Below are 24953 nucleotides of genomic sequence, written 5' to 3'. Positions count from 1 at the left end.
AATATAGTAATTTATAGAAATGAAATTCAATCTAAAAAAATTATACAACATCGCATTTAGTCTCAGTTTAATTGCATTGATTTGTACAATTATAGACTTTGGATTTCCAAAAAACAACACATTTCAACTTATACTAAAATACTTTTATTTTATAGTACTAAGTGTAGGCTTATTCACTTCTATTGTAAGATATATTGAAAATACAAACAAATTCAAACGAAAGGCAATAGTATTTGATATTTTATCAGTCAGTTTCACAATTTGGATTTTCTATATATTTATTTCATCACATGACTACTTAAAATCAAATTTATTATTCAAAGAACTTATTGTGTTAAAACTTGCAGTATTTTTCACATTTATTCGTGAGTTTTCTGAGTTAAAAATAAATTTCAATAGAACATTTTTAAATCCAGCACAAATATTTATTATTAGTTTCATTATCATCATAATCATTGGTGCGCTCTTACTTTTATTACCTAATGCAACACAACAAAAATATCATTTATAGATGCATTATTCACATCAACAAGTGCAGTTTGCGTTACTGGATTGGCTGTAGTAGATACCAATATGCATTTTACTAAATTGGGACAATCTATCATTCTATTATTAATTCAAGTAGGTGGCTTAGGCATACTAACTTTTGCTAGTTATTTTAGTTATTTTTTCAAAGATGGCACTACATATGAAAATCATCTTGCACTTGGCGACATAACAAGTTCAAAAAAGCTAGGTGAAGTATTTTCTATCTTAAAGTATATTATACTAATTACGATAGGAATTGAAGCTTTTTCTGCATTTTTAATATACATAAGTGTACAAGAAGAATATTTTAATTCATATTCTGACCAAATATTTTTCTCCATATTTCATGCAGTTTCAGCATTTTGCAATGCAGGGTTTTCAACACTATCAAATTCATTATACGAATCAGATTTTAGGTTTAATTATTTTTTCCATATCATTATCATACTCACATTTGTACTTGGTGGCTTAGGCTTTCCAATTGTTGTCAATCTACTCTCATTTTTAAAATACAAACTATCTATTCTAAATGTATTTTCAAAAAACACAAGAAGACACAAACCATGGCTTATCAATTTAGATAGTAGAATCACATTAATCACCACAATATCTATTTCTATTATTGCGTCTATATTTTTCTTTATTTTTGAATACCACAATACGCTTGCAGAACATTCTGGATTTGGAAAAATTGTTACTGCAATTTTTGGTGCAACTACGCCACGAACAGCTGGATTCAACTCTATCGATTCGTCTAAAATGATGCTTCCAACAGTAATGATGGTAATGTTGCTCATGTGGATTGGTGCATCTCCACAATCAACTGGTGGTGGTATCAAAACATCTACATTTGCAGTATTAATTCTAAATATATTAGCATTAGCAAAAGGCAAAACAAGAATAGAAGTATTTAGGCGAGAAATAGCAGACATTTCTGTAAAAAGATCATTTGCAATAGTTACGCTATCATTATTTGTGGTTGGATTTGCCGTAACCTTAATTACATATTTCGATCCAAAAATAGAATTAAAAGACATTGTATTTGAATGTTTTTCTGCATACGGAACTGCTGGACTCAGCCTTGGCATAACAAGTAAATTAAGCATTGCAAGCAAGTTAGTTTTAATCATTGTAATGTTTATTGGTCGTGTGAGTATGCTATCTATTGCTATTGCAATTTTTAGAAAAGTAAAACATAAAAACTATAGATATCCAAATGAAGAAATTACAATAAATTAAATAAAGACATATGAAATATATAATAATTGGACTTGGAAATTTTGGAGCATCATTAGCACAAAAACTAACAGCAGAAGGCAATGAAGTAATTGGAATAGATACTAACATGTCTAAAGTAGATACTTACAAAGAAAAAATATCACATACTATATGTATGGACTCAACAGATGAATTTACTGTATCTGGTCTTCCATTAAGAGAAACTGACATTGTTATTGTAGCCATTGGTGAAGACCAAGGTGCCAATGTGATGACTACAGCATTATTGAAAAACTTGCAAGTAAAAAGATTAATTAGCAGAGCTATTAATCCATTGCATGAAAAGGTTTTGCAAGCAATTGGTGTTGATGAAATTGTGCATCCTGAGGAAGAAACAGCTGAACGTTGGGCAAAAAAATTGTGCTTAAACAATATAGTAGATTCATTTGAACTCAATAAAGAATTTAGTATCATCGAAGCAAAGGTGCCTGCTGATTATATTGGAAAAACAGTTAGAGAAATAAATTTTAAGAAAGAATTTAATTTATTAGTACTAACCATCATTAAGAAAGTAGAAGTAAAAAGCATATTAGGAAAAACTAAAGTTGAATCACAAATACAAGGTGTTTTATCTGCTGACAATGAGCTTGAACCAAACGATATTTTAGTTATGTATGGTCATAACAAAGATTTACAATCATTTTTAAAGAAAAAACAAAACTAATTAGCCTTACAATAATGCATCTAGTGGACTTGTATTTGATGCTTTGTCTGATACTTTTGCTAATTTAGATTCATATGCTTGTCGTCCAGCAATTACTGCCATTCTAAATGCATCTGCCATTGCACTTGGATTTCCTGCAATTGCAATGGCTGTATTTACCAATACAGCATCTGCGCCTAATTCCATTGCCCATGCTGCCTGTGATGGTGCTCCAATACCAGCATCTACAATAACTGGCACATTACTTTGTTCAATAATTATTTTCAAAAACTCTAATGATGCTAAGCCTTTGTTGCTACCAATTGGTGCGCCTAGTGGCATTACTGCCTGAATGCCTATATCTTCAAGTCTTTTGCACAAAACTGGATCTGCGTGAATATATGGCAATACTACAAATCCTTCTTTTACTAACTCTTCAGCTGCTTTTAGTGTTTCAATTGCATCTGGCATTAGGTATCTTGGATCTGGATGAATTTCTAATTTCAACCAATTTGTTTGCAATGCCTCACGTGCTGCATGTGCTGCAAATACTGCTTCTTTTGCTGTACGCACACCACTTGTATTTGGCAATAATTGAATTGGTAAATTTTGCAAGTAAGGCAAAATAGTATCTCGTTGCGTAGATAAATCAATCCTTCTTAAAGCAACAGTTACCATTTCTGTTGCTGATGAACGAACTGCATCTTGCATATGCAATGATGATGCAAACTTGCCTGTGCCTAAAAGTAATCTTGATTGGAATGTTTTATCTGCAATCTGGAAACTCATAAGGCAGCACAATTATGTATTAGAAATTATTTTTTCTTTGGAGCAATGAAGGCAATCATTTTTTTACCTTCTAAATTTGGCATTGCTTCTAAAGCACCATATTCTTTTAGTGCTTCAGCAAATTGCAACAATACTAATTCTCCTCTGTCTTTAAATTGAATTGCTCTACCTTTAAATTGTACATAGATTTTTACTTTTAGAACCTTCTTGTAAAAATTTTGTAGCATGCTTTAATTTAAAATCTAAATCGTGGTCATCAGTATTTGGTGTAAAACGAATTTCTTTTACTTCTGTTTTCTTTTGCTTAGCTTTTATTTCTTTTTCTTTTTTCTTTCTATCGTAAAGAAACTTATTATAATCTACTAATCTACAAACAGGTGGTTTTGCATTTGGAGAGATTTCTACTAAATCTACATCCATTTCTTTTGCTAAAGCAAGTGCTTTTTCAATTTTGTAGACACCAGCTTCTATGGTTTCGTCGCCTACAATACGAACTTCTATTGCATCTATATCTCTATTTAGTCTGTGCTCTGTTTGTCTCTTTCTAGGAACAAACTGTCTTCTTTTTGGTATCAAATTATGTATTAATTTATTTGAGTCTAAAAATAGTATTTTTATTTTTAATTATTTAATTCTTCTTGCAAAATTTTACTAAAATCTGCAATAGTGTAAGCACCTAAATCTCCTTTTCCGTGTTTTCTTACAGATAATTGATTGCTTTCTAGTTCTTTTTCTCCAATAACTAACATATATGGAATTTTCATCATTTCAGCATCTCTAATCTTTTTACCAATTTTTTCTGCTCTTGAATCTAATTGAGTTCTAAAATTCAAATCTGCTAATTGTTTTGATATATTTTCTGCATAATCTAAAAACTTATCAGAAATTGGGAGAATAGCAATTTGTTTTGGTGCTAACCACAATGGGAAGTTTCCTGCGCAATGTTCTGTTAGTATTGCAATAAATCTTTCGAAAGAACCAAATGGCGCACGATGTATCATTACAGGACGATGTTTTTCATTATCTTGACCAATATATTCTAACTGAAATCTTTCAGGTAAATTATAATCTACTTGAATGGTACCTAATTGCCATTGTCTGCCAATTGCATCTTTAATCATAAAGTCTAATTTTGGACCATAAAATGCAGCTTCTCCATATTCTGTTACAGTTTTTAAGCCCATTTCTTCTGCAGCTTCTATAATTGCTTTTTCTGCTTTGTCCCAATTTTCATCAGTACCAATATATTTTTCTCTATTTTCTGTATCTCTTAATGAAACTTGTGCTGTAAATTCTTTAAATCCAATTTTATTCAATACATATTGAACTAATTCAATCACATCTTTAAACTCTCCTTTTAATTGATCTTGTGTACAGAAAATATGTGCATCATCTTGAGTAAAACTTCTAACGCGTGTAAGACCATGTAATTCTCCACTTTGCTCGTACCTATATACTGTTCCAAATTCTGCTAGTCTATATGGTAGTTCTTTATATGATTTTGGCACATGATTATATATTTCACAATGATGTGGACAATTCATTGGTTTTAAAAAAAACTCTTCATTTTCTTCTGGTGTATGTATTGGCTGGAATGAATCTGCGCCATATTTATCATAGTGACCAGATGTAACATATAAATCTTTTTTACCTATGTGTGGTGTAATTACTGGTTGATAGCCTCTTTTTAATTGTTCTCTTTTAAGGAAATCGCCAAGTTGTTCTCTAATAAATGTTCCGTTTGGCAACCAAAGTGGCAAACCTGAACCTACTTTTTGAGAAAATGCAAAAAGGCTTAATTGTTGTCCTAATTTTCTATGGTCTCTTTTCTCTGCTTCTTCCAATAGTTTTAGATAATCATCTAACTCTTGTTGATTAGGAAAGGTAACTCCATAGATACGTGTAAGTTGTTTTCTTTTTTCATCGCCACGCCAATATGCACCAGCAACTTTCATTAGCTTAATTGCTTTAATAAAGCCTGTGTGTGGTATATGTGGTCCTTTACATAAATCTGTAAAATTGCCTTGTGTATAGAAAGTTATATCTCCATCATTCAAGCCATTTAGTAACTCTAATTTATACTCATCTCCTTTTTGTTCAAAATAATTTACAGCATCAATTTTTGAAATTTCTTTTCTTTTGAATTCGTTTTTTTGTTGTGCAAGCTCATTCATTTTCTTTTCAATTTTTGCTAAATCATTTATTGAAATTGAAATATCTCCAAAATCTACATCATAATAAAATCCATTTTCGATTGGTGGTCCAATTCCAAACTTTACTCCTTTGTATAAACTTTCTAATGCTTCTGCTAATAAATGTGCTGATGAATGCCAAAAGGTTTGTTTTCCGCCACCATCGCTCCAAGTTAGTAATTGTAAAGTTGCATCATTATCTATTGGCAATGTTGCATCGCATATTGTATCATTTATTTTTGCTGATAATATTTTCTTGCCTAAGCTATTGCTTAGTTGATTTGCTATTTCTAATGCAGTTATGCCTTTTGCATATTCACGCACTGCACCGTCTGGAAATGTAATTTTTATACTCATGATTGAACGAAATTAGACATTGAATTTTATAAATCAAAATAGATGAAATTAAATTTAGTATATGATTTTTTATGCATTTATTTGGTGCAAATACATTTTTATCGTATTTTCTAATCCGAAGTAGAGTGCATCGCAAACAATGGCATGACCAATAGATACTTCTTCAAGATATGGTACATTATTTTTGAAAAATTTTAGGTTATCTAAATTCAAATCGTGGCCAGCATTTATGCCTAAGCCTAGTTGATGTGCAATTTCTACAGTTTCTTTGATAGACGAAATTGCATTTTCTTTATTGATATAATATTCTTTTGCAAATGGTCCTGTGTAGTATTCTATTCTGTCTACGCCAAGTTTTGCTGCATGTTCTATCATATTAACATCTGCATCAATAAACAATGAAGTTCTAATATTTTTTGATTGAAGAGTTTGAACTATATCTTTTAGAAAATCGAAATTTTTTATTGTATCCCAACCGTGGTCTGATGTCAGTTGATTATCTGCATCTGGTACTAATGTGCATTGATGTGGTTTTATTGCTAAAATTTTATCTATAAAATATTGACTTGGATAACCTTCTACATTTAATTCTGTGGTTACAATATTTTTCAATGGCAATAGATCATCAAATTTCACGTGTCTTTCATCTGGTCTTGGATGTACTGTAATTCCATTTGCTCCAAATCTTTCACAATCTTTTGCAACTTCAATCAAATTTGGGTAATTGCTTCCTCTTGAATTTCTGATTAGCGCAATTTTATTAATGTTTACTGACAAATTTACCATCGTACAAAGCTATGAAAATATTTTATTTAGAAAGATACAAACACATCTATAAATTTTAAACACATGAATTACTAACAAATTGTATCAAAAAAAAATGCATCTACAAATGTAGATGCATGATATACTTATTAGTATAAAAGATATATTATAATTTAATAGCTTTTACATCTTTTGCTTTGTAATAATTTGTTTGATATACTAAACCAATTCCAATAACATCTCTAAACTGTAGGCGTGGTTTTTCAGTATTGTCAATACTTTTGCCTGTTTCTTTATCTTTTCTATTTATTCTCACATCATGATCCCAAATTAGATGTGTAAAAACAGATGCCGTTATAAATTTATTTACTTTAAATCCTAAAGTAGTTTGCCAATCTATATCAATATTTTTTCTATAGCTTGATTTTGTTTCTCTAATAGAGATATCTATTGGATCGATATCTGCTCTTAAATAATTTTTATATGCTCTAAAAATAGAACTAACTGTAATATTTTGTTTCCAAAAATCTTGTTTGTATTGAGCTATTAATGTGGCGCCAAATTCTGCTTTAGTATGTTTTGGACTTTTATTTCCATATACTTCAGCGTTAGCTAATGAATCATTTCTAACATATGTAACTTTTGTAGCTAATGGTGAAAAGAAGAATGATAAATATTTATTTGGAATATAATCTAAACCTATTGCACCTTCAAAAATTAATGGAGAAGCAAATGTAGATACAAGATATCTAGAGCTATCATCATTATATTTATATGTATTAGAAAATTGCGAACGTAAGTTAGCATAAGCACCTACGTATAATTTATCTTGAATTTTATAGCCATATTTACTAAATACTTCCCATCTATCAGCATTTTTATTCACTTTTGGGAAAGTTTGTTTAGAAAACTGCAAACCATACTCAGCAGCAAACCAATTTTGAACTAAATGTTTACCTTTTTTGTAATCTGCATAAAATCTTGCATTAGCAATTAAGGAAATGGCATTTACTCCACCAGCTGCCCAATTGACAAATGCTGCTTGGTTGAAATTTACACCACCCATTCCGCCAAATTTCCAACCTTGTGTTGTGTCTTCTAGTTTTTTCTTGTCATCAGCAGTAATAGTTTTACCTTCAATTTGTTTTTCAATTTGTGCATTTGCGCCAAATGCAAACATTACAAATAGAATCAATACATAAATTTGTTTCATTATTATTTTTTTTTGAAGGACAAAAATAAGTTTAAAAAATTAAAGAAATCATTAAGCAATTATCAATAAAACCCAAACTTATTAATTGATAATTAACCAAATACAAGTACTTATAAATTTTCTAAGATATAATTTGTTACTTTTTTAAATAAGTTATATCTCGTATTTCCACCATTAATTCCATGATTTTTATCAATATATATATAGTTTTTATATGATATATCTATTGCATCTAGTTTTGCCATCAGCTCATACGTATGTTGTAGTTGAGTATTATCATCTGCAGTACCATGAATGAGTAATAAGTTTCCTTTTATTTTATTAGCATGTAATAGTGTATTGCTATTTAGATATCCATTTTTATTTTCAGAAACTGATTTCATATATCTTTCTGTGTAGATTTTATTGTACCACAGCCAATTTGTAACTGGTGCAATACTTATTGCTGTTTTAAAAACATCGTTGCCTTTTGCTAAACACATTATACTCATGTATCCACCATAGCTCCAACCCATCATTCCAATTCTGTTGCTATCTATAAACCCTAATGTTGCATAATACTTCGCTGCTGCAGTTTGATCTTCTACTTCGTAATTTCCTAATTGTAGATATGTACTTTTTTTGAATGATGCCGATTGACCACTACTTCCTCTATTATCTACACATACTACAATATATCCTAGTTGTGCTAAGTATTTATGCCACATTTCTATTGAGCCACCAAATTTATTTTCTACTTCTCTGATGCCTGGTCCACCATAAACCCACATGAGCATTGGATATTTCTTTGTGCTATCAAAATCGTTCGGAACTATCATATATGAACCAAATTTTTCGTTATTTATTTTTATAGATGAAAATATCTTTTTAGGTAATGTATCTATTTTAGATTTTAACCTTTGATTGTCTATCAATACTGTTGCTGATGAGTTATTATTATACAATATTTTAGTTTGCGTAGGAATTGTGTCTGAGCTAAATTGATGTATATAATAAGTCATTTGTGGTGCAAAAAATACTTGGTGCGTGCCATGTTCTTGTGTGACTTTATAAATATTGAGATTTTTTACATCTACAGCATACACTTGTGTTTCTGCATAATCAAAGATATTTGATGAAAAATAAATTCTATTATTTTGATTATCTACACATAAAATATCCATTACATTATAATTTCCATTGGTAATTTTTTTAATCATTTTGCCATTTGCATCATAATGGTATATTTGGTTATAATCTTCTTTCTCTGATGTAATGTAGAATGAATTATCATCATTTAAAATAAAAGTTGGTATCTCAACATATGTATTGTTATTTTCAGCATAGACTAACTTATGTTGTTTAGATTTTATATCGTAAGCATATATACCCAATTCATTTTGCCATCTATTCATCAACATATAGTATAGCTTAGCACCATCATTACTAAAATAAATTCTTGGCAAATACTCATAGCCTGATGGAATTGCAACAGCATAGTTTTTTTTCTTTTTCAAATCATAATAATGCAATGTTACCTTGCTACACTCCTCGCCTACTTTTGGATATTTGTATGTAAATATCTTTGGATAAGTTAGTCCATAATACAATGGAATATTGTATTCTTTTACATTCGATTCATTAAATTTTAAATACGCAATTTTAGATGCATCACTATTCCAAATATATGCTTGTGTGAGCATCAACTCTTCTTCATATGCCCAATCTGACTTACCATTGATAATTTTATTTTGCTCTCCATCATTGGTAATTTGCGTTGATGTATTACTTTTCAAATTAAAATAAAATAAATTATTGTCTTTTATGTATGCAATTTTACTATCATCATTAGAAAAACTTGGATGTTCAATTTTTTCATCATCTATTTTTGTAATTGATTGATTATTTAAAACATAATAGTTTGCTGAGAAAGAATATCTATAATGATAATCAAAATCTGAAGCTAATAAGAAATACTTATCTGTATTTGAGATACTAAATTGACCTATTCTTTTTGATGAATCAATATCATTTTTTATAAATTCCTTCTTTAAGTTAATTTCAGAAAGTTTTTGTGCATTGTGGTTATAGGTTACAATTTTCTGATATTTTGAGTAATCTTCAAGCATGGCATATTGCTCAGTTTTGGAATAGAATGCCACATCATCTAGTGCGTCTGGTGAGTATTCATGCTTTATAAAAATATTTTCTAGTGTAAGTTGTGCATAAATATTCTGGAAAGATATTAACTCTATTATAAAATACAATATGCAACCTTTGAGTATCTTTGTCATACATTAATAATATTTAGCAATAATAATAAATTTTATAACGTAAATTACAACATGAAAAAGACTTTTCTATTAATTACTTTGGTACTGCAATTGTGCTATGTTTCTTTTGCTCAAGAAGAAATATATGATGATGTCAATAAAAACAGAAGGAAAAATAGTGATACTGAAAGCTATGACGAGCTTCCGAGTGACAATTCATCAACAAAATCCAAAACAAATAATACTAATTCTGAAGATGAAAATACAACTGATGAAGAAGAAATACCTAAAAAATTTGACCCAAGTAAACTCAGAATTGGTGGTAGATTTGGTTTGCAATTTGGCTCATATACATTTGTAAATATTTCACCAACTGCTGGTTATTTATTTCTAAAAGATAGATTGGAAGTTGGTGCTGGTCCAATATTTATTTATCAAAGTATTAGATACGCAAACAATTACAGACAGAAATCATTTGTATATGGTGCTGATTTATATGGACGTGGATATATTTGGAAAGGAATTTTTGCTCAAGCACAGTACGATTTTGTAAACAAAGAGTCTTATTTTGAATATAAACGTGTAAATGTACATCATTTACTAATTGGTGGTGGATATGCACAACCTATTGGTGATGCTGCATCATTCTATTTTTCATTAATGTATAATGTAATTAGAAGTGATGAATCAATTTACCAAGGTACTTTTGGCAAAATACCATTAATGCTAAATATTGGCTTTGGTATTGGAATTAATAGACGCAGATAAACTATGGTGCAACCATCAATTTAGCACTTACATTACCTACTTTTACAATGTACATTCCTTGGTTGATGTTCAACTGCTTTAGATTTATATCTAATGAATTTGATTCATTATCTACTTTTATTTGTTGCATCAATTTTCCTTGAATATCGTAAATTTCAACTGAATTGATAGCTTGAGCATTTTCCCATGCTATTGTACAATTGTCTTTTGCAATATTTGGATAGATTTTAATTTTGTTATGTAGTTGTTTATTTTCTTTATTGACATAATAACTAGTGCTCAAAAATCTTTGAGTTGATGTATTTTTTGCATACGCACTTACATTATAGCTTCCTGTCTCCAATCCACTTAATTCATCAGACACAAACAAATCATCTTCAACACTATATTTCATTTTAATCGGAATAATTCTATCCCAAATTAATTGTCCATTTTCATCAATATTTCTATTCAGATTTACTTGCAAATCAATTGATGCTGCATTTGTATTCCAAGCAATTGTTTTCAAATAAATTTTATTATGCTCAATTTTCAATTCTAATTTTGCATCACTTTCATCAATTACAATTGCCTTTATCTTTTCATTCGTTTTTACAGTATACTTTCCTGATTTCAAACTTTTTACATCAATAACCTTAAACAACTCCCAGAATGTCTTTGTTTCGTGATTAATATTTTCTGTATAGACTTTTTTATTATTCTCATCAAATATTGATAATGCAACATTTTTGTAGTTACCTAACAACATTATTCCAACTTGTTTATTTTCTGTTATATTAAAATCAAAATTATCTGCATCAATCCATTGCATGGCAGATTGTACATTTGTTGATTCTCTACTTCCTTCTGAAAAGATATCTTTTGATTTTCTACTACTTTGTCCACCAGAAATAATATCTTGCAATTCATTATTTACTACATTCCAAGTGTATTTAGTCATTAATACATCTATGTGGTTCAAATTTGTACTTTCTGCATTTGGTCTTTCAGAAATTTCAATAGAGCCTGGTCTAAAACTTGAATAGTATGGTGCTAATCCATCATTTATTGATGTATTTTTTGTTGGATTTTGATACGCATCTTGTACTGGCATTATAATTGTTATCAATGCAGCCGAACCCATTGCAAAACTCATTAATCCACTTGCAATTTGGCTCATTCCTGGAATATCAAAACACAATGGTTTATAATCATACAATACAACTTTCAATAAATCGTCTGAAATTGGATTTGGCAATTGAGTAGCATGCTGATAGCCCCAAGTTCCATAACATCTAAATTTTTCTGGTTCATTTTTTGGATGATTGTCCATCATTGGTCTTACAACACCTTTCATATACGCTGGCGTCATTTGATAAGTGCCTGCACCTTGAAAAATTGGGCCAACTATTGGTAATGCTTCTGTAATTAACCTAACAAATGGATTGGCAATTAAATCTACTATTGGAGCACCGTAATATGGTGTATTTAATGTAATAACATTTGATACTGAATCATGAATACCATAATTATACATTGCCCATTCTATATCAAAACCACCTTTGCTATGGCAAACTGCAACTACTTTGTTGGTGTTATATTTAGCACATATTTTTCTTATCATATTGGCTACTACCTTTCCATTTTCTTGAAAAGAACCAGAATGCGATTGAAATAAATATGCTGTTCTAATATTTTGATTATACAATTTTTGATACCATTCATTTTTTGCATAGAACCAACTATATCCATTATCAAACCAGCCATGTATGAATACAACTACTGGTTTGTCTGCACTATTAGGTGGTGTTGCACCATATACAATTTGATTAAGTTTTGCTGGTGCATCGCCACATCTAAATAATGGTGCTGGTGGCAAAGTGTATTCTGTAATATTTTGTGCAAAAATACCTGAACAGACAAAAAAGAATAATAATACTATGTAGATTTTTCTCATAAACCATTTAATGTAAAGTAAATATAAAAAATATTTAGAATAAATGCTTTACTAAATAAAATATATTTGATAGCTATGTAATTTTATTTCCTAATTAACTACTTTATTATATAATGAAATTTGTACGTTATGTATATTGCTCAACTTACAATTCTTTTTTATCTTCATAAAATATAGCAACAACAATGGAAATAAAATACAATACTGTTGATGAATACATAAATGCATTTCCCATTAATATTCAAGAAATATTAAAAGAAATTAGAAAAACAATAATTAATAACGCACCAACAGCTATAGAAGAAATAGCTTATGGTATGCCTGCTTACAAACTAAACAAAAAAGTATTGGTCTATTTTGCAAGATTTTCAAAACACATTGGCTTTTATGCTACACCAACAGGACATATAGCATTTGAAGAAAAACTTTCGCAATACAAATGCGGAAAAGGCTCTGTACAATTTCCATACAACAAAGCAATTCCGTACGAACTTATTGCAGAAATCGTAAAATTTAGAGTACAAGAAAACCTACAAGCATCTCAAAAATGAAAGTAACAACAGCACATAATGAAAAAATTGCAAAGCTAACTTTTGCATCTGTATATCCACATTATATTGCAAAAGTTGAACGCAAAGGAAGAACAAAAGATGAGTTGCACCATGTAATACAATGGCTAACTGGCTTTGATGACAAAGCCTTGCAACAACTAATAGAAAATAAAGCAACTTTTGAAGTATTTTTTAAGCAAGCAAAATTACACCCAAATGCAAATTTGATAACTGGTGTTATTTGTGGCTATAGAATAGAAGAAATAGATAATGAACTAACTAAACAAGTAAGATACTTAGACAAGCTAGTAGATGAATTAGCTAAAGGCAAAGCCATAGAAAAGATTTTACGAACAAAATAAGTTGTGTAAAACGACCTCAAAAAATACCACGTTGTGCAACTGCCACCGATGTTGTATGTAGCCATACTTTATTCGTTTAGTTTGTTTTCAATATCCATTCTTTGATGCAGAATTCTGATAATTTCCACTTCGTTTTGTTTTTGATTTATTTTGTAAAAAATGAAATGTGATTTTATTCGAGTTCTTAAATATCCTTTTCTTATATCGTTAAAATCTTTTCCAGAATTTGGATTTTCCGCAATGTATTCAATTTCATCCATTATCAAATCAAAATATCGCTCTGCTTGTTCAAGCGACCAATTCTCGAAAGTGTAAAGCCAAATCTTTTCAATGTCATTTTTCGCTTCAATACTTATTTTATAATTCATTGTTCAGCGATATGTTTTTGATGAAGCTCTTTTCTAAAATTTTCACGATTAAAATCTTTTACAAATTCTGATTTTTCTCCTTTTTTCAGTTCGTTTATTAATTCAGATTTTTTAGGTTCTTCAAATTCAAACATTCTTAGAGCTGTTCGCACAACCTCACTTGCCGAAGAAAATTTTCCGCTTTTAATTTGTTGATTAATGAAATTGTCAAAATAATCTCCCAATAAAATCGATGTATTTTTAGCCATTATTTATAATTTGATTCAAATATACCAAGTATTGGTATTAAATCAAAATATTTTGTTGTGATTATGTTCGGAAACGGTTGCAGGTAACATGCGGCGGATTTGCGAAGTTACGAACTGCAAACGAAGTTTGCAAGTGAAGTAATTTTGCAAATCCGTTGATGTGTTGAAAGTCGAGCGTAGCGAGCCTAAACGCATCAACGGATGTAATCCGCCGCACGATGTGCAAAAGGCGAAGCGTAGCGAAGACTTTTGCACATCGGTTTGCATATGGCTTGTGGCGGTTTCGAAGTACTTTAGTGTCCCACGAAACCAAAGCTGACTAAGAAGCAAAAACCTTGCTAGCAGCCGTTCACCCGCCATAAGCTATATGCTTTGTTGTGCAACGTTTTTTATTTTAATTTCAGTTCAATAAGAAGTCCGCCAATAATCGTTAGTCCGATTAGAAATGGAACTCCATATTCTTTGGTCACAAAACTCATCATTCCAATTTTCTCGTACTTGGCGTTTGTCTTGCCAACCCAAGCAACAATTTTGTCGAAATGTCTCAATTCATAGCTAACAACGGAATGTGTCTTACCGTCTTTAGTCTTAAACTGCAAAATAGCATAGTCGTCCCAAGGATTCATATGTCCTGAAATAGAATGAGAAACTATGTCTTCCGCTTCATATTCAAGTCTTTGAAATGTGAAAATTCTAAAGATTGTCAGCTTGTTATTTGCTAATCGAATGGTCTTTGCTCTTAGTATAGTTGTCAAAAGCAGCCACGCTCCTAAAAGCCCGAAAATGCCAAGTGGTATCAGTATGTTGTCTTCTGGAATCTCACCACTTGCTTTTATTTTCAGATAAACAGGAATGAAAAGTCCTAAAGCCAAAATTGGCGTTAAAACGAATGGGATTAATATTTTCCAATGTACTCCTGCTTTCATTTTTCAAATGTTGCACAACGTGCGGCGGATTTGCGAAGTTACGAACTGCAAACGAAGTTTGCAAGTGAAGTAATTTTGCAAATCCGTTGATGTGTTGAAGGTCGAGCGTAGCGAGCCTAAACGCATCATCGGATGTAATCCGCCGCACGATGTGCAAAAGGCGAAGCGTAGCGAAGACTTTTGCACATCGGTTTACGTATTGGCGATGGTGGGGCATTTGAAAAACGTCAGCCCAACATTTGCACAAATGCCCAATAGAATTACAAATGTTGAGTTTACAACTGTCAGCCCCACTATTGCCAATACGATGTTAGCGGTTCGGCTTTCTTTTCTGTCATAGTTTGTTGTCATTACAAGTTCTTTAAAAAGTCATCTTCTGACAGGATTTCAAGTGTTGAACCTTTCTCAATTTGCTTAATTGCTTTTTCTTGTTTACTACTCATTCCGTCATCTCCAACAACTCGGTAATCTTGTTGTCCAACAATTAAAAAGTCTGTGTCCTTTGTTACGCTATTTCCGATTATTCCACCAATGTCTGCAATTGTTTGTTGTGCTTCTGCACGAACCATTGATGATAATGCTCCTGTAAACACAACTGTTCTGCCGTAAAATATACTGTCAGCATTATGCTTTGTTGGGTCGCCAACAATTTTTGTCAAGTCTTTGGCTTTGTAAATTCTTTTGGTTTCAGAAGGTCTATAACCACCGTCATAAAGTTGTCCAATAGTTGTTTTAAGTTTTTCGGGAAAGTCGTCAATCGATGAAATGCCCGCTATTTCAAAAGCCTTTAAAGTAAGTTCAGCCGTTGCTTTGCTGTCTGCACCTGCTCTGTGATGTTTAAGGGCAATATTATTTACTTTACAGAGTGTCTTTAAGTCGTATGCTGGAAGTCCTTGCCAAACTTTCTTTGAAAAGATGTAACTGCAAGAATAATTTAGTGTCGGAAATGGTAATTGATACGCTTCAAGTGTCTTGCGTAAAACACTAATATCAAAACCTGCATTATGTGCGATTAAAAATTTGTTTTCAACAAGCGGTTTTATCTCTGCCCATAGTTCGTTAAACTCTGGTTTGTCAGCAACGTGTTCTGGTCTTATTCCGTGAATTAAAATGTTGAAATAGTCAAACTCGTTATACATTGGCTTTATCAACCAGGATTTTGTATCAACGATTTGTCCGCCTTGAACGAATGTCAAGCCAATTTCACAAGGACTGTCTCGTTGTGCTGTTGCAGTTTCAAAGTCAATTGTTATAAATTCCATTATTTGTCAGTCGTTAATTTTAGCACGGTCGTTTTTAAGCTGACCGCTAACGTGCGGCGGATTTGCGAAGTTACGAACTGCAAACGAAGTTTGCAAGTGAAGTAATTTTGCAAATCCGTTGATGTGTTGAAGGTCGAGCGTAGCGAGCCTAAACGCATCAACGGATGTAATCCGCCGCACGATGTGCAAAAGGCGTAGCGTAGCGAAGACTTTTGCACATCGGCTGAAAATTGGCGCTGGTTGTGCGTGTATAGCACGAACCAACACTTATTTACAAATTAAATATAATACACAATACTTAATTTACCAAATCTACCACAACTAGTGCCAATTTTTTGTTGGCTGTAGTTTATTTTTCAATGCGGTCTAATAAGTCAAGTACATGATTTAATTTATTCCTACATGCTTGTTCTGACCATTCATATTTTGGGTGATTGTCATAGAATTCATATACTTTTTCAAACGTATCTATAATCGTTTCCTCAATATTAGATTTAGAAATAAATGTAAAATGAGTTTTAAAGCTAATCCATTTAAATTCTTTAAATTCTACAAGAAACAAATTATTTTCTGTTTCGTTAATGTAAATATGAAATAATGAGTCTAATTTAATTTGGTAAGTATAGCCACCAAATTTATTTTTTCCTACATACTTAGAAAGCATAACTATATATTTAGCATTATAATTAATAATATAATTGCAATTATTGTCGCAATAGTTGGAATTTGTCTGTCACCTTGTTTATATGAAAACATTCCGAATTTCATAACAAGTATAATTAAAGGAATAAAAATAAAATATTTCATAAAGCTTATTTAATGTGATTCTGGTCGCTAAATTACAGCCAACGTGCGGCGGATTTGCGAAGTTACGAACTGCAAACGAAGTTTGCAAGTGAAGTAATTTTGCAAATCCGTTGATGTGTTGAAGGTCGAGCGTAGCGAGCCAAACGCATCAACGGATGTAATCCGCCGCACGATGTGCAAAAGGCGAAGCGTAGCGAAGACTTTTGCACATCGTGCGGCGGTATGAAACGTTGGGGATTGCGGGCTACTATCTTGTCCAGTTACACTGAACTTGATGCGGGGCAGAACGCTTGCATAACCACCTAAACCCCAATGTTTTATACCGCTTGTTATGGGCAGGTTTTCTTTGTCCAACAGTCATTCTATTTCACAATATAATTGTAATTTACACTTGTCGGCTGACTTTTATAGTACGAAACTGCTATTTCTTTAATTGCTTCAATTCTTTGCTTTTCTAAACTGACTGCATCATTATACTGTTTCATCTGAAAATCCCATTGCTTTTTTTCTTCGGCTTTAACTTTTGTTTCGGCTGATTTCGCAATTGTTTGTGCTTCATTAAAGCAAGTTGCAGAAGGGTCAATTTCCGATAGAATATTTAATGCACCTACAAAGTCATTACCTGCAAGAGAAGTTTTTGCTTTTTGTATAAGTTCAGAACATTTTTGTGTTTGATAAGCTTTATATGCTTCAATAGCTTTGTACTGTATTTGATTGTAACAACTTGAAACTTCTTCGGGTACTGACATTAACAAACCTAAAGCTTGTTCGTATTGTTGCATTTTTACATAACTGTCAGATTTTTTAATAATATCAACACACTTTGTTTCATAATATGCTATTATTTTCAATTTTCCAGTTTCTATGAAAGTTTTAAAATCAGGGTCATTTGTTGTTATTTTTGAAATTGCATTTGTAATTGCTAATTCCTTACTACTGCCGCTACCTTTAAGAGGTTTACTAATTGTAGAAAACAACAAATTATTGTCAACTTGTTTTATAAACAAACTTAATTCAGCTGTTACAACAGTAATATTTTGCATTCCACCTTCTACAATATTACTTTCATATATTGCGAACTTTGGATAAACTACAAAATTATTGTTATAACCTGATGAAGCTAAACCCGAGACTGTAACGATTTGAGAGATTTTTGTTTGAAGTTTAGAAAGTTGCGAAATGTCTAAACCATCAACATTTTCAGGCATTACAACTGAAAGTGCAATTTTTCCAACATCATTGGTTGTTTGTCCAAAAGAAGGTAATGACAATGCCAATATGATTAGTGCGAAATATATTTTTTTCATCTTTATACTATTTAATTGTTATATAGATTGTGCTTCCCTTTACGTCTTTACCTGGTTGCAAACCTAACCCTTTGAAAAACTTGAATAATTCAAGAGCAAATTTATTTGGATTATAATTGTTGCCAGTAGCTTGGTCTTTTAATGGGATTTTTACATCATCAAAAATCATTTTCAAATCTGTTGTTCCTTGAATATGATAATTATTTTTAAATGCGTTTTTCTCCATCCACATTTCTATTTGGTCTGACAATGGCAAACCATCTGAACCAATTTCAGATGACATTTTATACTGTGAACCAGCATCAAAACTTATATCAACAATTACAGATTTACCATTATTTACAATATCAGTAAATTTAATCTGCATTATATTGAGAAAATCTTCAACGCAACTTTCAACCGCTTTAGACGCCAACTTATTAAAATCTTCCGTGTAAAATTTACCGCTTTCACCTACTTTGTTGGACAACGAATTACCTGTTGAAGCTTCATAGGCTGTAAGAATTAACTTTACCGAGTTACCCGATTGCCCTTTTTCCACTATTACTTCTGCTTGCACATAAACATCGGCTCCAGACATTTGAATTATTTGTGATTTTATGTCTGTTTGATTATCCGAGGTAAAAGCATTATTGTCTTTTGCAGCTTTCAATTTTGCAACAAAATCAACTGTCGTAAAACCTCTGCTATCAAACCCCTCTTTAATTTTAGCAATTGCTATTCTTTTGTTTTCATCGTTTTCCAATACTGTGCGAAGGTCTTCGCCCTCTTTTGTATATGGGATAACCATAATTTTAGGTTGAACTGATACTACTTGCCCTCCGCTATTTGTAGCGGAATTTTGACAAAAGACAGTATTAATTAGGCTTGTCTGTAATAACAGTATAGCCAATATAAAATATTTATTTTTCATAAGTATTTGATTTTTAAAATCCAAATTTACGGATTATGTTATTTTGTTCTAAATCTTTTCTTAAAGCTACCAAGTTAATTTTAACATCAATAGCGATACTTTTTTTGCCTCCTTTATGCTTAGTTAAATCACTTGTAGGGATTGAAGACATTACAAAAGTTTTATATCTTTTATCTTTATAAAACTTATTAAAAAAATCCTTGTTCTTTTCTTTTTCTTCCGTTTCATTTGTTCCTATTAGGGCAATTTTTTGTTCTGACTCTGGCAGACCTCTGAAAAATATTACATTGAACGCATTTTTTTCAGCATCAACTATTGCATCTTCTTGATTTGAGCCAATACCTATTGCTCTCATTGTTATAGTACCTTCTTTGCCCGAAAGATAATTTACTTCGGCAGACGGTAGGGTTTTCATACTACAGCCAGTAGTAATTAATAACAGTGATACAATTACTAAAGAGCTTATTTTATTGATTTTTTTCATAAATATTATTTTACGATTAGTTTACAAGTCAACTTTTCGGCAGCATTAAATCTTGATAGTATTTCTTTACCACCATCGGAAACAGTACATTCTGAAAAGTCATCGCCTGCCATTTTTATTATTTTTATTTCACCAATTTGAGAGGGGTATGGTTTGCCGTCAATCAACTCATTTTTCTCAACAATTAGTTTGTCCCTTCTTTAAACCCAAATGATTTACCACCTGCAATTAAAACAGTAACTCTCGCCTTTTTTTTTAGAAGTTAGGATTTTACTTATTTTAGTTGTCAAAGGGAAATTCTTAATAAAGTATGAAGTCAAATTTGGTTCTACAGATTTCAACGCTTCATTAACAGCACTTTCAGGAGATAACATTAAAGGACTAACTTCTGTTTGAAAACTTTCTGCTTCTGTTGTTTTTCCAGTTTCTACATCATTAACTTTTATTGTAAAAGCAACACTTGCTTTATAGCCATTAACTGTACCATCTGGATTTTTCATAGCATACACACTCATTTTTACAATGTGTCCTACAATCATAAATTGTGCTGCTAATGCTACATCTTGTTTAACTGTATTTTTACTATCAATAAAAGCTTCTGTTTTTTGGAATTCGAGTTCTTGTTTTACTTTATCGTAGCTTGTACGGTCAACAACAGTAAATCTTTTAGTATTTGTTACTATTTGAACTACCTTTTCAGCTACAGCACTAGCATATTTAGAATCTACTTCTTTAGTAAATTCAGCGACACCTATAATAGGTTTCGAATCTGACTGTGAGTAGCCGATTAGGCTACTCACTATACAGATTAACAAGGTTATATACCTTCTCATACTAATTATTATTAGCTGATTTTAAAGTTGCAATTAAATTATTGATAACTTTTAAATTCAATTGCAATTCAGGCCCTGCAAGTGCAAGTGCATCTTTTGAATAATTTAAAGCTTTAGTTGCTTTTGGAGCTTGCATTGGAGATGCATTTTTAATATCAGCAGATGCAGTCGTAACAGCTGTAGAAGCGTCAGCTACTGCTTTAATTTGTGTTGTTATTGTCAAAGCTAATGCCGCCAATTCCTCTACTGTTGGTTTTTTTACAGTTACATCAGTTACACCATCAACAGTTTCGCCAATAGTCCTTTTATATAATTCAGGAATTTGAGCGTTAATTGATTTTGTAGATGTCAAAATTGACGTTGAGTTTGTTGCTAATTGGTCAACACTTGCCACACCTGAAGGTTTTGGAGCTTCGAGTTTCTCAAATTTAGCTTTACGTTCTTCTGCTTCTTTTGATTTCATTTCTGATTTCAAAACTTCACGTTCTGCTTTTAATTCATCTTTTGTTTTTTCTTGTGCAAAACAATTTTGTTGCGATGAAAAAACTAAGCCAAGACAAATGGCTGTACTAAAAATCACTTTTTTAAACATAATATTGGATTTTATTATTTTTTCCTACTCATAAGGCTTTTCAGATAACGCCCCGTTTTTTTTAGTGATTTCTGGACTTCACTTTTTTTTATAACAATTACTCTTTTTCAAATTCAAATCTGTCAAGATGTATCAATTATCGGTGGTTCTCTTGTCTGTGTCATTTCGCTGTGTCAGTTTTTAACTTGCCCATAACGTGCGGCGGATTTGCGAAGTTACGAACTGCAAACGAAGTTTGCAAGTGAAGTAATTTTGCAAATCCGTTGATGTGTTGAAGGTCGAGCGTAGCGAGCCTAAACGCATCAACGGATGTAATCCGCCGCACGATGTGCAAAAGGCGAAGCGTAGCGAAGACTTTTGCACATCGTTTATGTATAAGAATAGTTGCGGGTTTGTATGCGAGGATTTTCCGAAGGAAAATCAGACGTTACAAACACGCAACGACCTTTGATTAAGCACTAAACCGCAATTATTTTTATACTTTGTTGGTAGCAGTTTTTTTAGTTTTCAAAATTGTCTATTAAGTATTCTTTCGCTTCTTCAAGATTCAAATCAGAAGCCATTTTTACGTACTTATATTCTAATTCTGCATCGTCTATTTCACCATAAATACAACCTAATTCAAAAATTATTTGAGCATTTGTAGGTGCAATTTTAATAGCTTTTTTAATTAAATTAATTGCTTCCTCGTTTAATTCAAAAGTGTATTTAAATAATCCATAATTAAAATATATTTCAGGAATGTCATCGATATTATTTACTAATTTTTGAAAACAAGTTTCTGCTTCGGATTTATATTCAATTAATCTTAATTCTTCTATAGTTGTCAAATTTCCTTTTTCAATTAATTCAGCACATTTAATAGCATTTTCATTTGCAATTTCGAACAAATTTGTATGTTTAACTTTTACTCGTATTTCAAGATGAAATGGTATTGGTTTTCCAATATAATATTCTGTATGTCCATTTGAGTAATCTATGACTATGTCTAATACTTCAACTGAAATTTCAGAAATTTTATATTGTCTATGTTTATAATTAAATATTGATTCAGTTTTTAAAGTTGTATTTCCTAAAATGGATGATATTTCTTTGTAATCAGAAGTTTCAAAAATCGGTTTTTCTTCTTCATCTTTGAAAACAAATCGAGGATAAATAAGAGCATCTTTATATTCAATATCTTTTATTGAAGGAAAGTCAGGTAAATTCATTCCCATAAAAGTATTAGTCTTTTTTGGTCTTAAATTTTTATAAATATCTTTTTTAAATAAACTCATTTTATTTTTTGGTTTTTCTCAAATTGCTACCAACACACAAATATACGCAATAAATTGAATTGCGTATATTTTTTTGTTAAAAATATTTTTTCTTTATAATCTTCTTATTATCAATATTGTATAACAAATACATTGTTGCGCATTTTAAATATACTACAATAAATTTTTTTGTCTATATTGCATCTTTATACTTAAAATACGCAATATGAATAATGAATTATACACTTTCTCTTTTGGTATTCATAATAATAAAAATGTAATTTGGATTGCATTTCCTTATAACCTACAACTTATTAAAGATTTAAAAACAAGATTTCCGTCTGTTAAGTGGAGCCAATCAAATAAAAAATGGCATTTACCAGATTTGCCTTCTATTAGAAGTGCATTGCAATTAGCTCCTAAAAATAGTATTGCAGCTTATAAAGCTATCATTCATTTTGTCAATCATCAGGCATTAGATAATTATTTAGTACAACTACAACTTAAAGCTTATAGCCAAAGTACTATTAAAAATTACATACATGCTTTTGCTCATTTACTTGCTTTATTAAAACATCATTCTATAGATGAGCTTACGCCTGACAGATTGAAAGATTATTTTATTTATTGTGTTGTTGAGGAAAGTCAGAAAGAGCAAAATGTAAACATTAAAATTAATGCTATTAAATTTTATTTTGAGCAAGTATTGCACAGACCTCGTATGTTTTTTGATATACCCAGACCCAAAAAGCCACAAACACTACCTAAAAAATTATCTACTAAAGAAATTGAAAAACTGTTTAAAGTTACTACTAATACAAAGCATTTGCTTATTTTACAGTTATGCTATGGCATGGGCTTAAGAGTGAGTGAAGTGATAGCATTAAAAATTGAAAATATAAGTACTAAATCTATGCAAGTACATATACAAGGTGCTAAAGGTAAGAAAGACAGATATGTAAATCTGCCACATAGCATTTTACCATTGTTAAAGCAATATTATTTTTCATACCAACCGAAAATATGGTTGTTTGAAGGGCAGTATGGCGAACAATATAGTATTAGAAGTGTACAGTCTATTTTTAAAAATGCTATGAAAAAAGCTAATATCAATAAAACAATAGGTATTCATGGTTTGAGGCATAGCTACGCTACTCATTTGTTGGAAGGTGGTACAGATATTGCTTTTATACAACAATTATTAGGACATAATAGTATAAAAACCACTCAAATTTATACGCATATCTCAAAGTCTACCTTGCAAAATGTAGCATCTCCGTTAGATAAATTGGTTAAGCATAAATGATGTGATTTTTTTCTATCTTTTACATAGGCTCGCCTTGCTAAACTATAGGCAACCCTGCTAACTTGACAGGGTTGCTTAGCTAAACCATAGGCAACCCTGCAAAACTGACAGGGTTGCTTAGCTAAACCGTAGGCGCTTCTACCTAATTTGTAGGCAACCCTAGCTAAACCATAGGCAACCCTGCTAACTTGACAGGGTTGCTTAGCTAAATCGTAGGCAACCCTGCAAAACTGACAGGATTACTTAGCTAAACCGTAGGCGCTCCTTGCCTATTCCTAATTTTACTTGACATATTTTTTGCTTATGCTTTGTTTTTCTGTCTTTGTTTTTGCTTATTCTTATTTTTGCGTTACAGCTTCTTTATTTTTCCTAGTTTTTATTTACTGTTGGTTCTTATTCCTATTTCTTGTTGTTGTATTTTCTATTCCTAAAAAAATACTTTATGTTTCTGCTTCTACATTACTAATCCACATAAAAAAATGCATCTACTAAGAGATGCATAAAATGTTTTACCATAATGGTGTTAGTTTATTCTGCTGTATTTTTCTTTTCGGTGGTATTACCCGAGTTAGAAAATCTGCTATTCCACTCATCTACTTCGCGCATTGCCAAGTCTAAAGAGGCATTGCCTGTACGGCTGGTTTGCAAATTGGCAACCATCTTGTCTACCAAACTCATGATGTCTGCACTGTTGGCTAATTGGGTTTCTGTAATTAGCTCTAAGAGTGCCATGGTTTGCTGACGAATGTCTTCCAAAGCTGCATCGTAGTTTAGTTTGGCATCTAAATCAGTTGGGTTTAGTTCTCTGGCTAAGCTGTTTACATGTGTTTGTGCAATTTTGTTTACCGTACGTGCAAAGCCTTCTCTGCCAAATGCCATGGTACGCAAACCACTTTTTTCTGCGTCTGAGAGTCCAACTTTATATTGGTTGGCAGCTGTAATTTGATTGGCTACTGCTTGTTTAATGGCTTGCAATGTAGCCGTTGGGATTTGATTTACAATAAAGTTATTCATGAT

22 protein-coding genes and 3 pseudogenes are annotated in these 24953 nt (G+C 31.3%); 6 read left to right on the top strand and 19 right to left on the bottom strand.

Features of this window, described 5'->3' with window-relative positions; all coding sequences use genetic code 11:
- Positions 1-19 precede the first annotated feature (19 nt).
- Both IPK18_12515 and IPK18_12510 read left to right on the top strand, forming a co-directional pair.
- Positions 20-1767, top strand: a pseudogene (locus IPK18_12515) (ATPase).
- Between the two features lie 10 nt (positions 1768-1777).
- Positions 1778-2470 carry a TrkA family potassium uptake protein gene (locus IPK18_12510; GenBank protein ID QQR97649.1) on the top strand — a complete coding sequence of 231 codons (693 nt, stop codon included), beginning with the start codon at positions 1778-1780 and terminating at the stop codon, positions 2468-2470.
- Between the two features lie 6 nt (positions 2471-2476).
- On the opposite strand, the gene IPK18_12505 is transcribed toward IPK18_12510, so the two are convergent.
- The 6 genes and pseudogenes from IPK18_12505 to IPK18_12480 form a co-directional block, all read right to left on the bottom strand.
- Positions 2477-3238 carry a thiazole synthase gene (locus IPK18_12505; GenBank protein QQR97648.1) on the bottom strand — a complete coding sequence of 254 codons (762 nt, stop codon included), beginning with the start codon at positions 3236-3238 and terminating at the stop codon, positions 2477-2479.
- A gap of 26 nt (positions 3239-3264) precedes the next feature.
- Positions 3265-3811 (bottom strand): annotated as a pseudogene (locus IPK18_12500) (translation initiation factor IF-3).
- 47 nt (positions 3812-3858) lie between these two features.
- On the bottom strand, positions 3859-5787 hold the full coding sequence (gene thrS / locus IPK18_12495) for a threonine--tRNA ligase (GenBank protein QQR97647.1): 1929 nt from the start codon (positions 5785-5787) through the stop codon (positions 3859-3861).
- A gap of 69 nt (positions 5788-5856) precedes the next feature.
- Positions 5857-6573, bottom strand: coding sequence for a pyridoxine 5'-phosphate synthase (locus IPK18_12490; protein QQR97646.1), 717 nt, complete (start codon positions 6571-6573; stop codon positions 5857-5859).
- A 145-nt stretch (positions 6574-6718) separates the two neighbouring features.
- Positions 6719-7765 carry a DUF3078 domain-containing protein gene (locus IPK18_12485; protein QQR97645.1) on the bottom strand — a complete coding sequence of 349 codons (1047 nt, stop codon included), beginning with the start codon at positions 7763-7765 and terminating at the stop codon, positions 6719-6721.
- A gap of 110 nt (positions 7766-7875) precedes the next feature.
- Positions 7876-10038, bottom strand: a complete 2163-nt coding sequence (locus IPK18_12480) for a DPP IV N-terminal domain-containing protein (GenBank protein ID QQR97644.1) — start codon at positions 10036-10038, stop codon at positions 7876-7878.
- A 51-nt stretch (positions 10039-10089) separates the two neighbouring features.
- Between IPK18_12480 and IPK18_12475 the strand changes: the two genes are divergently transcribed.
- On the top strand, positions 10090-10785 hold the full coding sequence (locus IPK18_12475) for a hypothetical protein (GenBank protein QQR97643.1): 696 nt from the start codon (positions 10090-10092) through the stop codon (positions 10783-10785).
- Position 10786: 1 nt separating this feature from the next.
- Here the strand turns inward: IPK18_12475 and IPK18_12470 are convergent, their stop codons facing one another.
- Positions 10787-12721 carry a T9SS type A sorting domain-containing protein gene (locus tag IPK18_12470; GenBank protein ID QQR97642.1) on the bottom strand — a complete coding sequence of 645 codons (1935 nt, stop codon included), beginning with the start codon at positions 12719-12721 and terminating at the stop codon, positions 10787-10789.
- Positions 12722-12906: 185 nt separating this feature from the next.
- Between IPK18_12470 and IPK18_12465 the strand changes: the two genes are divergently transcribed.
- Positions 12907-13272 (top strand): DUF1801 domain-containing protein, encoded by a 366-nt coding sequence (locus IPK18_12465; GenBank protein ID QQR97641.1) that lies wholly within the window; start codon positions 12907-12909, stop codon positions 13270-13272.
- Complete coding sequence (locus IPK18_12460; GenBank protein ID QQR97640.1) at positions 13269-13634, top strand: DUF2200 domain-containing protein; 366 nt, start codon at positions 13269-13271, stop codon at positions 13632-13634. Before IPK18_12465 ends, IPK18_12460 begins: the two co-directional genes overlap by 4 nt.
- A gap of 68 nt (positions 13635-13702) precedes the next feature.
- Here the strand turns inward: IPK18_12460 and IPK18_12455 are convergent, their stop codons facing one another.
- The 11 genes and pseudogenes from IPK18_12455 to IPK18_12405 form a co-directional block, all read right to left on the bottom strand.
- Positions 13703-14002: a type II toxin-antitoxin system RelE/ParE family toxin gene (locus IPK18_12455; GenBank protein ID QQR97639.1), complete on the bottom strand. Its 300-nt coding sequence runs from the start codon at positions 14000-14002 to the stop codon at positions 13703-13705.
- On the bottom strand, positions 13999-14250 hold the full coding sequence (locus IPK18_12450) for a type II toxin-antitoxin system ParD family antitoxin (protein ID QQR97638.1): 252 nt from the start codon (positions 14248-14250) through the stop codon (positions 13999-14001). Before IPK18_12450 ends, IPK18_12455 begins: the two co-directional genes overlap by 4 nt.
- A gap of 389 nt (positions 14251-14639) precedes the next feature.
- Positions 14640-15176 carry a hypothetical protein gene (locus IPK18_12445; protein ID QQR97637.1) on the bottom strand — a complete coding sequence of 179 codons (537 nt, stop codon included), beginning with the start codon at positions 15174-15176 and terminating at the stop codon, positions 14640-14642.
- A 350-nt stretch (positions 15177-15526) separates the two neighbouring features.
- Positions 15527-16438, bottom strand: coding sequence for a DNA polymerase III (locus IPK18_12440; protein QQR97636.1), 912 nt, complete (start codon positions 16436-16438; stop codon positions 15527-15529).
- 349 nt (positions 16439-16787) lie between these two features.
- Positions 16788-17102, bottom strand: coding sequence for a hypothetical protein (locus tag IPK18_12435; protein QQR97635.1), 315 nt, complete (start codon positions 17100-17102; stop codon positions 16788-16790).
- Positions 17103-17607: 505 nt separating this feature from the next.
- Positions 17608-18552, bottom strand: coding sequence for a hypothetical protein (locus IPK18_12430; protein QQR97634.1), 945 nt, complete (start codon positions 18550-18552; stop codon positions 17608-17610).
- 7 nt (positions 18553-18559) lie between these two features.
- The gene (locus IPK18_12425) at positions 18560-19465 is read right to left on the bottom strand and encodes a hypothetical protein (GenBank protein QQR97633.1); all 906 of its coding nucleotides are present in this window, start codon (positions 19463-19465) and stop codon (positions 18560-18562) included.
- A 13-nt stretch (positions 19466-19478) separates the two neighbouring features.
- Positions 19479-19949: a hypothetical protein gene (locus IPK18_12420; protein ID QQR97632.1), complete on the bottom strand. Its 471-nt coding sequence runs from the start codon at positions 19947-19949 to the stop codon at positions 19479-19481.
- Positions 19950-19954: 5 nt separating this feature from the next.
- Positions 19955-20782, bottom strand: a pseudogene (locus IPK18_12415) (penicillin-binding protein activator LpoB).
- A gap of 1 nt (position 20783) precedes the next feature.
- Positions 20784-21374, bottom strand: coding sequence for a hypothetical protein (locus IPK18_12410; protein ID QQR97631.1), 591 nt, complete (start codon positions 21372-21374; stop codon positions 20784-20786).
- Between the two features lie 500 nt (positions 21375-21874).
- Positions 21875-22651 (bottom strand): hypothetical protein, encoded by a 777-nt coding sequence (locus tag IPK18_12405; protein QQR97630.1) that lies wholly within the window; start codon positions 22649-22651, stop codon positions 21875-21877.
- Between the two features lie 205 nt (positions 22652-22856).
- Between IPK18_12405 and IPK18_12400 the strand changes: the two genes are divergently transcribed.
- Positions 22857-23936 carry a tyrosine-type recombinase/integrase gene (locus tag IPK18_12400; GenBank protein QQR97629.1) on the top strand — a complete coding sequence of 360 codons (1080 nt, stop codon included), beginning with the start codon at positions 22857-22859 and terminating at the stop codon, positions 23934-23936.
- Between the two features lie 528 nt (positions 23937-24464).
- Here the strand turns inward: IPK18_12400 and IPK18_12395 are convergent.
- Entirely contained in the window at positions 24465-24950 is a 486-nt protein-coding gene (locus IPK18_12395; GenBank protein QQR97628.1) for a hypothetical protein, read from the bottom strand.
- Between the last annotated feature and the right edge of the window lie 3 nt (positions 24951-24953).

The sequence above is a fragment of the Sphingobacteriales bacterium genome, from assembly GCA_016699615.1.
In the GTDB taxonomy this organism is placed as follows: Bacteria; Bacteroidota; Bacteroidia; order Chitinophagales; family JADIYW01; genus JADJSS01.
This window is presented reverse-complemented; position numbering and strand designations above follow the sequence as displayed.

What these genes read in the sequence shown, in the direction of transcription:
- IPK18_12395 (QQR97628.1), bottom strand. Translation starts at nt 24,950, where the DNA reads ATGAATAACTTTATTGTAAATCAAATCCCAACGGCTACATTGCAAGCC.
- IPK18_12460 (QQR97640.1), top strand. Translation starts at nt 13,269, where the DNA reads ATGAAAGTAACAACAGCACATAATGAAAAAATTGCAAAGCTAACTTTT.
- IPK18_12430 (QQR97634.1), bottom strand. Translation starts at nt 18,552, where the DNA reads ATGAAAAAAATATATTTCGCACTAATCATATTGGCATTGTCATTACCT.
- IPK18_12440 (QQR97636.1), bottom strand. Translation starts at nt 16,438, where the DNA reads ATGGAATTTATAACAATTGACTTTGAAACTGCAACAGCACAACGAGAC.
- IPK18_12420 (QQR97632.1), bottom strand. Translation starts at nt 19,949, where the DNA reads ATGAAAAAAATCAATAAAATAAGCTCTTTAGTAATTGTATCACTGTTA.
- IPK18_12485 (QQR97645.1), bottom strand. Translation starts at nt 7,765, where the DNA reads ATGAAACAAATTTATGTATTGATTCTATTTGTAATGTTTGCATTTGGC.
- IPK18_12435 (QQR97635.1), bottom strand. Translation starts at nt 17,102, where the DNA reads ATGCTTTCTAAGTATGTAGGAAAAAATAAATTTGGTGGCTATACTTAC.
- IPK18_12505 (QQR97648.1), bottom strand. Translation starts at nt 3,238, where the DNA reads ATGAGTTTCCAGATTGCAGATAAAACATTCCAATCAAGATTACTTTTA.
- IPK18_12405 (QQR97630.1), bottom strand. Translation starts at nt 22,651, where the DNA reads ATGAGTTTATTTAAAAAAGATATTTATAAAAATTTAAGACCAAAAAAG.
- IPK18_12470 (QQR97642.1), bottom strand. Translation starts at nt 12,721, where the DNA reads ATGAGAAAAATCTACATAGTATTATTATTCTTTTTTGTCTGTTCAGGT.
- thrS (QQR97647.1), bottom strand. Translation starts at nt 5,787, where the DNA reads ATGAGTATAAAAATTACATTTCCAGACGGTGCAGTGCGTGAATATGCA.
- IPK18_12410 (QQR97631.1), bottom strand. Translation starts at nt 21,374, where the DNA reads ATGTTTAAAAAAGTGATTTTTAGTACAGCCATTTGTCTTGGCTTAGTT.
- IPK18_12480 (QQR97644.1), bottom strand. Translation starts at nt 10,038, where the DNA reads ATGACAAAGATACTCAAAGGTTGCATATTGTATTTTATAATAGAGTTA.
- IPK18_12475 (QQR97643.1), top strand. Translation starts at nt 10,090, where the DNA reads ATGAAAAAGACTTTTCTATTAATTACTTTGGTACTGCAATTGTGCTAT.
- IPK18_12425 (QQR97633.1), bottom strand. Translation starts at nt 19,465, where the DNA reads ATGAAAAATAAATATTTTATATTGGCTATACTGTTATTACAGACAAGC.
- IPK18_12445 (QQR97637.1), bottom strand. Translation starts at nt 15,176, where the DNA reads ATGAAAGCAGGAGTACATTGGAAAATATTAATCCCATTCGTTTTAACG.
- IPK18_12510 (QQR97649.1), top strand. Translation starts at nt 1,778, where the DNA reads ATGAAATATATAATAATTGGACTTGGAAATTTTGGAGCATCATTAGCA.
- IPK18_12455 (QQR97639.1), bottom strand. Translation starts at nt 14,002, where the DNA reads ATGAATTATAAAATAAGTATTGAAGCGAAAAATGACATTGAAAAGATT.
- IPK18_12450 (QQR97638.1), bottom strand. Translation starts at nt 14,250, where the DNA reads ATGGCTAAAAATACATCGATTTTATTGGGAGATTATTTTGACAATTTC.
- IPK18_12400 (QQR97629.1), top strand. Translation starts at nt 22,857, where the DNA reads ATGAATAATGAATTATACACTTTCTCTTTTGGTATTCATAATAATAAA.
- IPK18_12490 (QQR97646.1), bottom strand. Translation starts at nt 6,573, where the DNA reads ATGGTAAATTTGTCAGTAAACATTAATAAAATTGCGCTAATCAGAAAT.
- IPK18_12465 (QQR97641.1), top strand. Translation starts at nt 12,907, where the DNA reads ATGGAAATAAAATACAATACTGTTGATGAATACATAAATGCATTTCCC.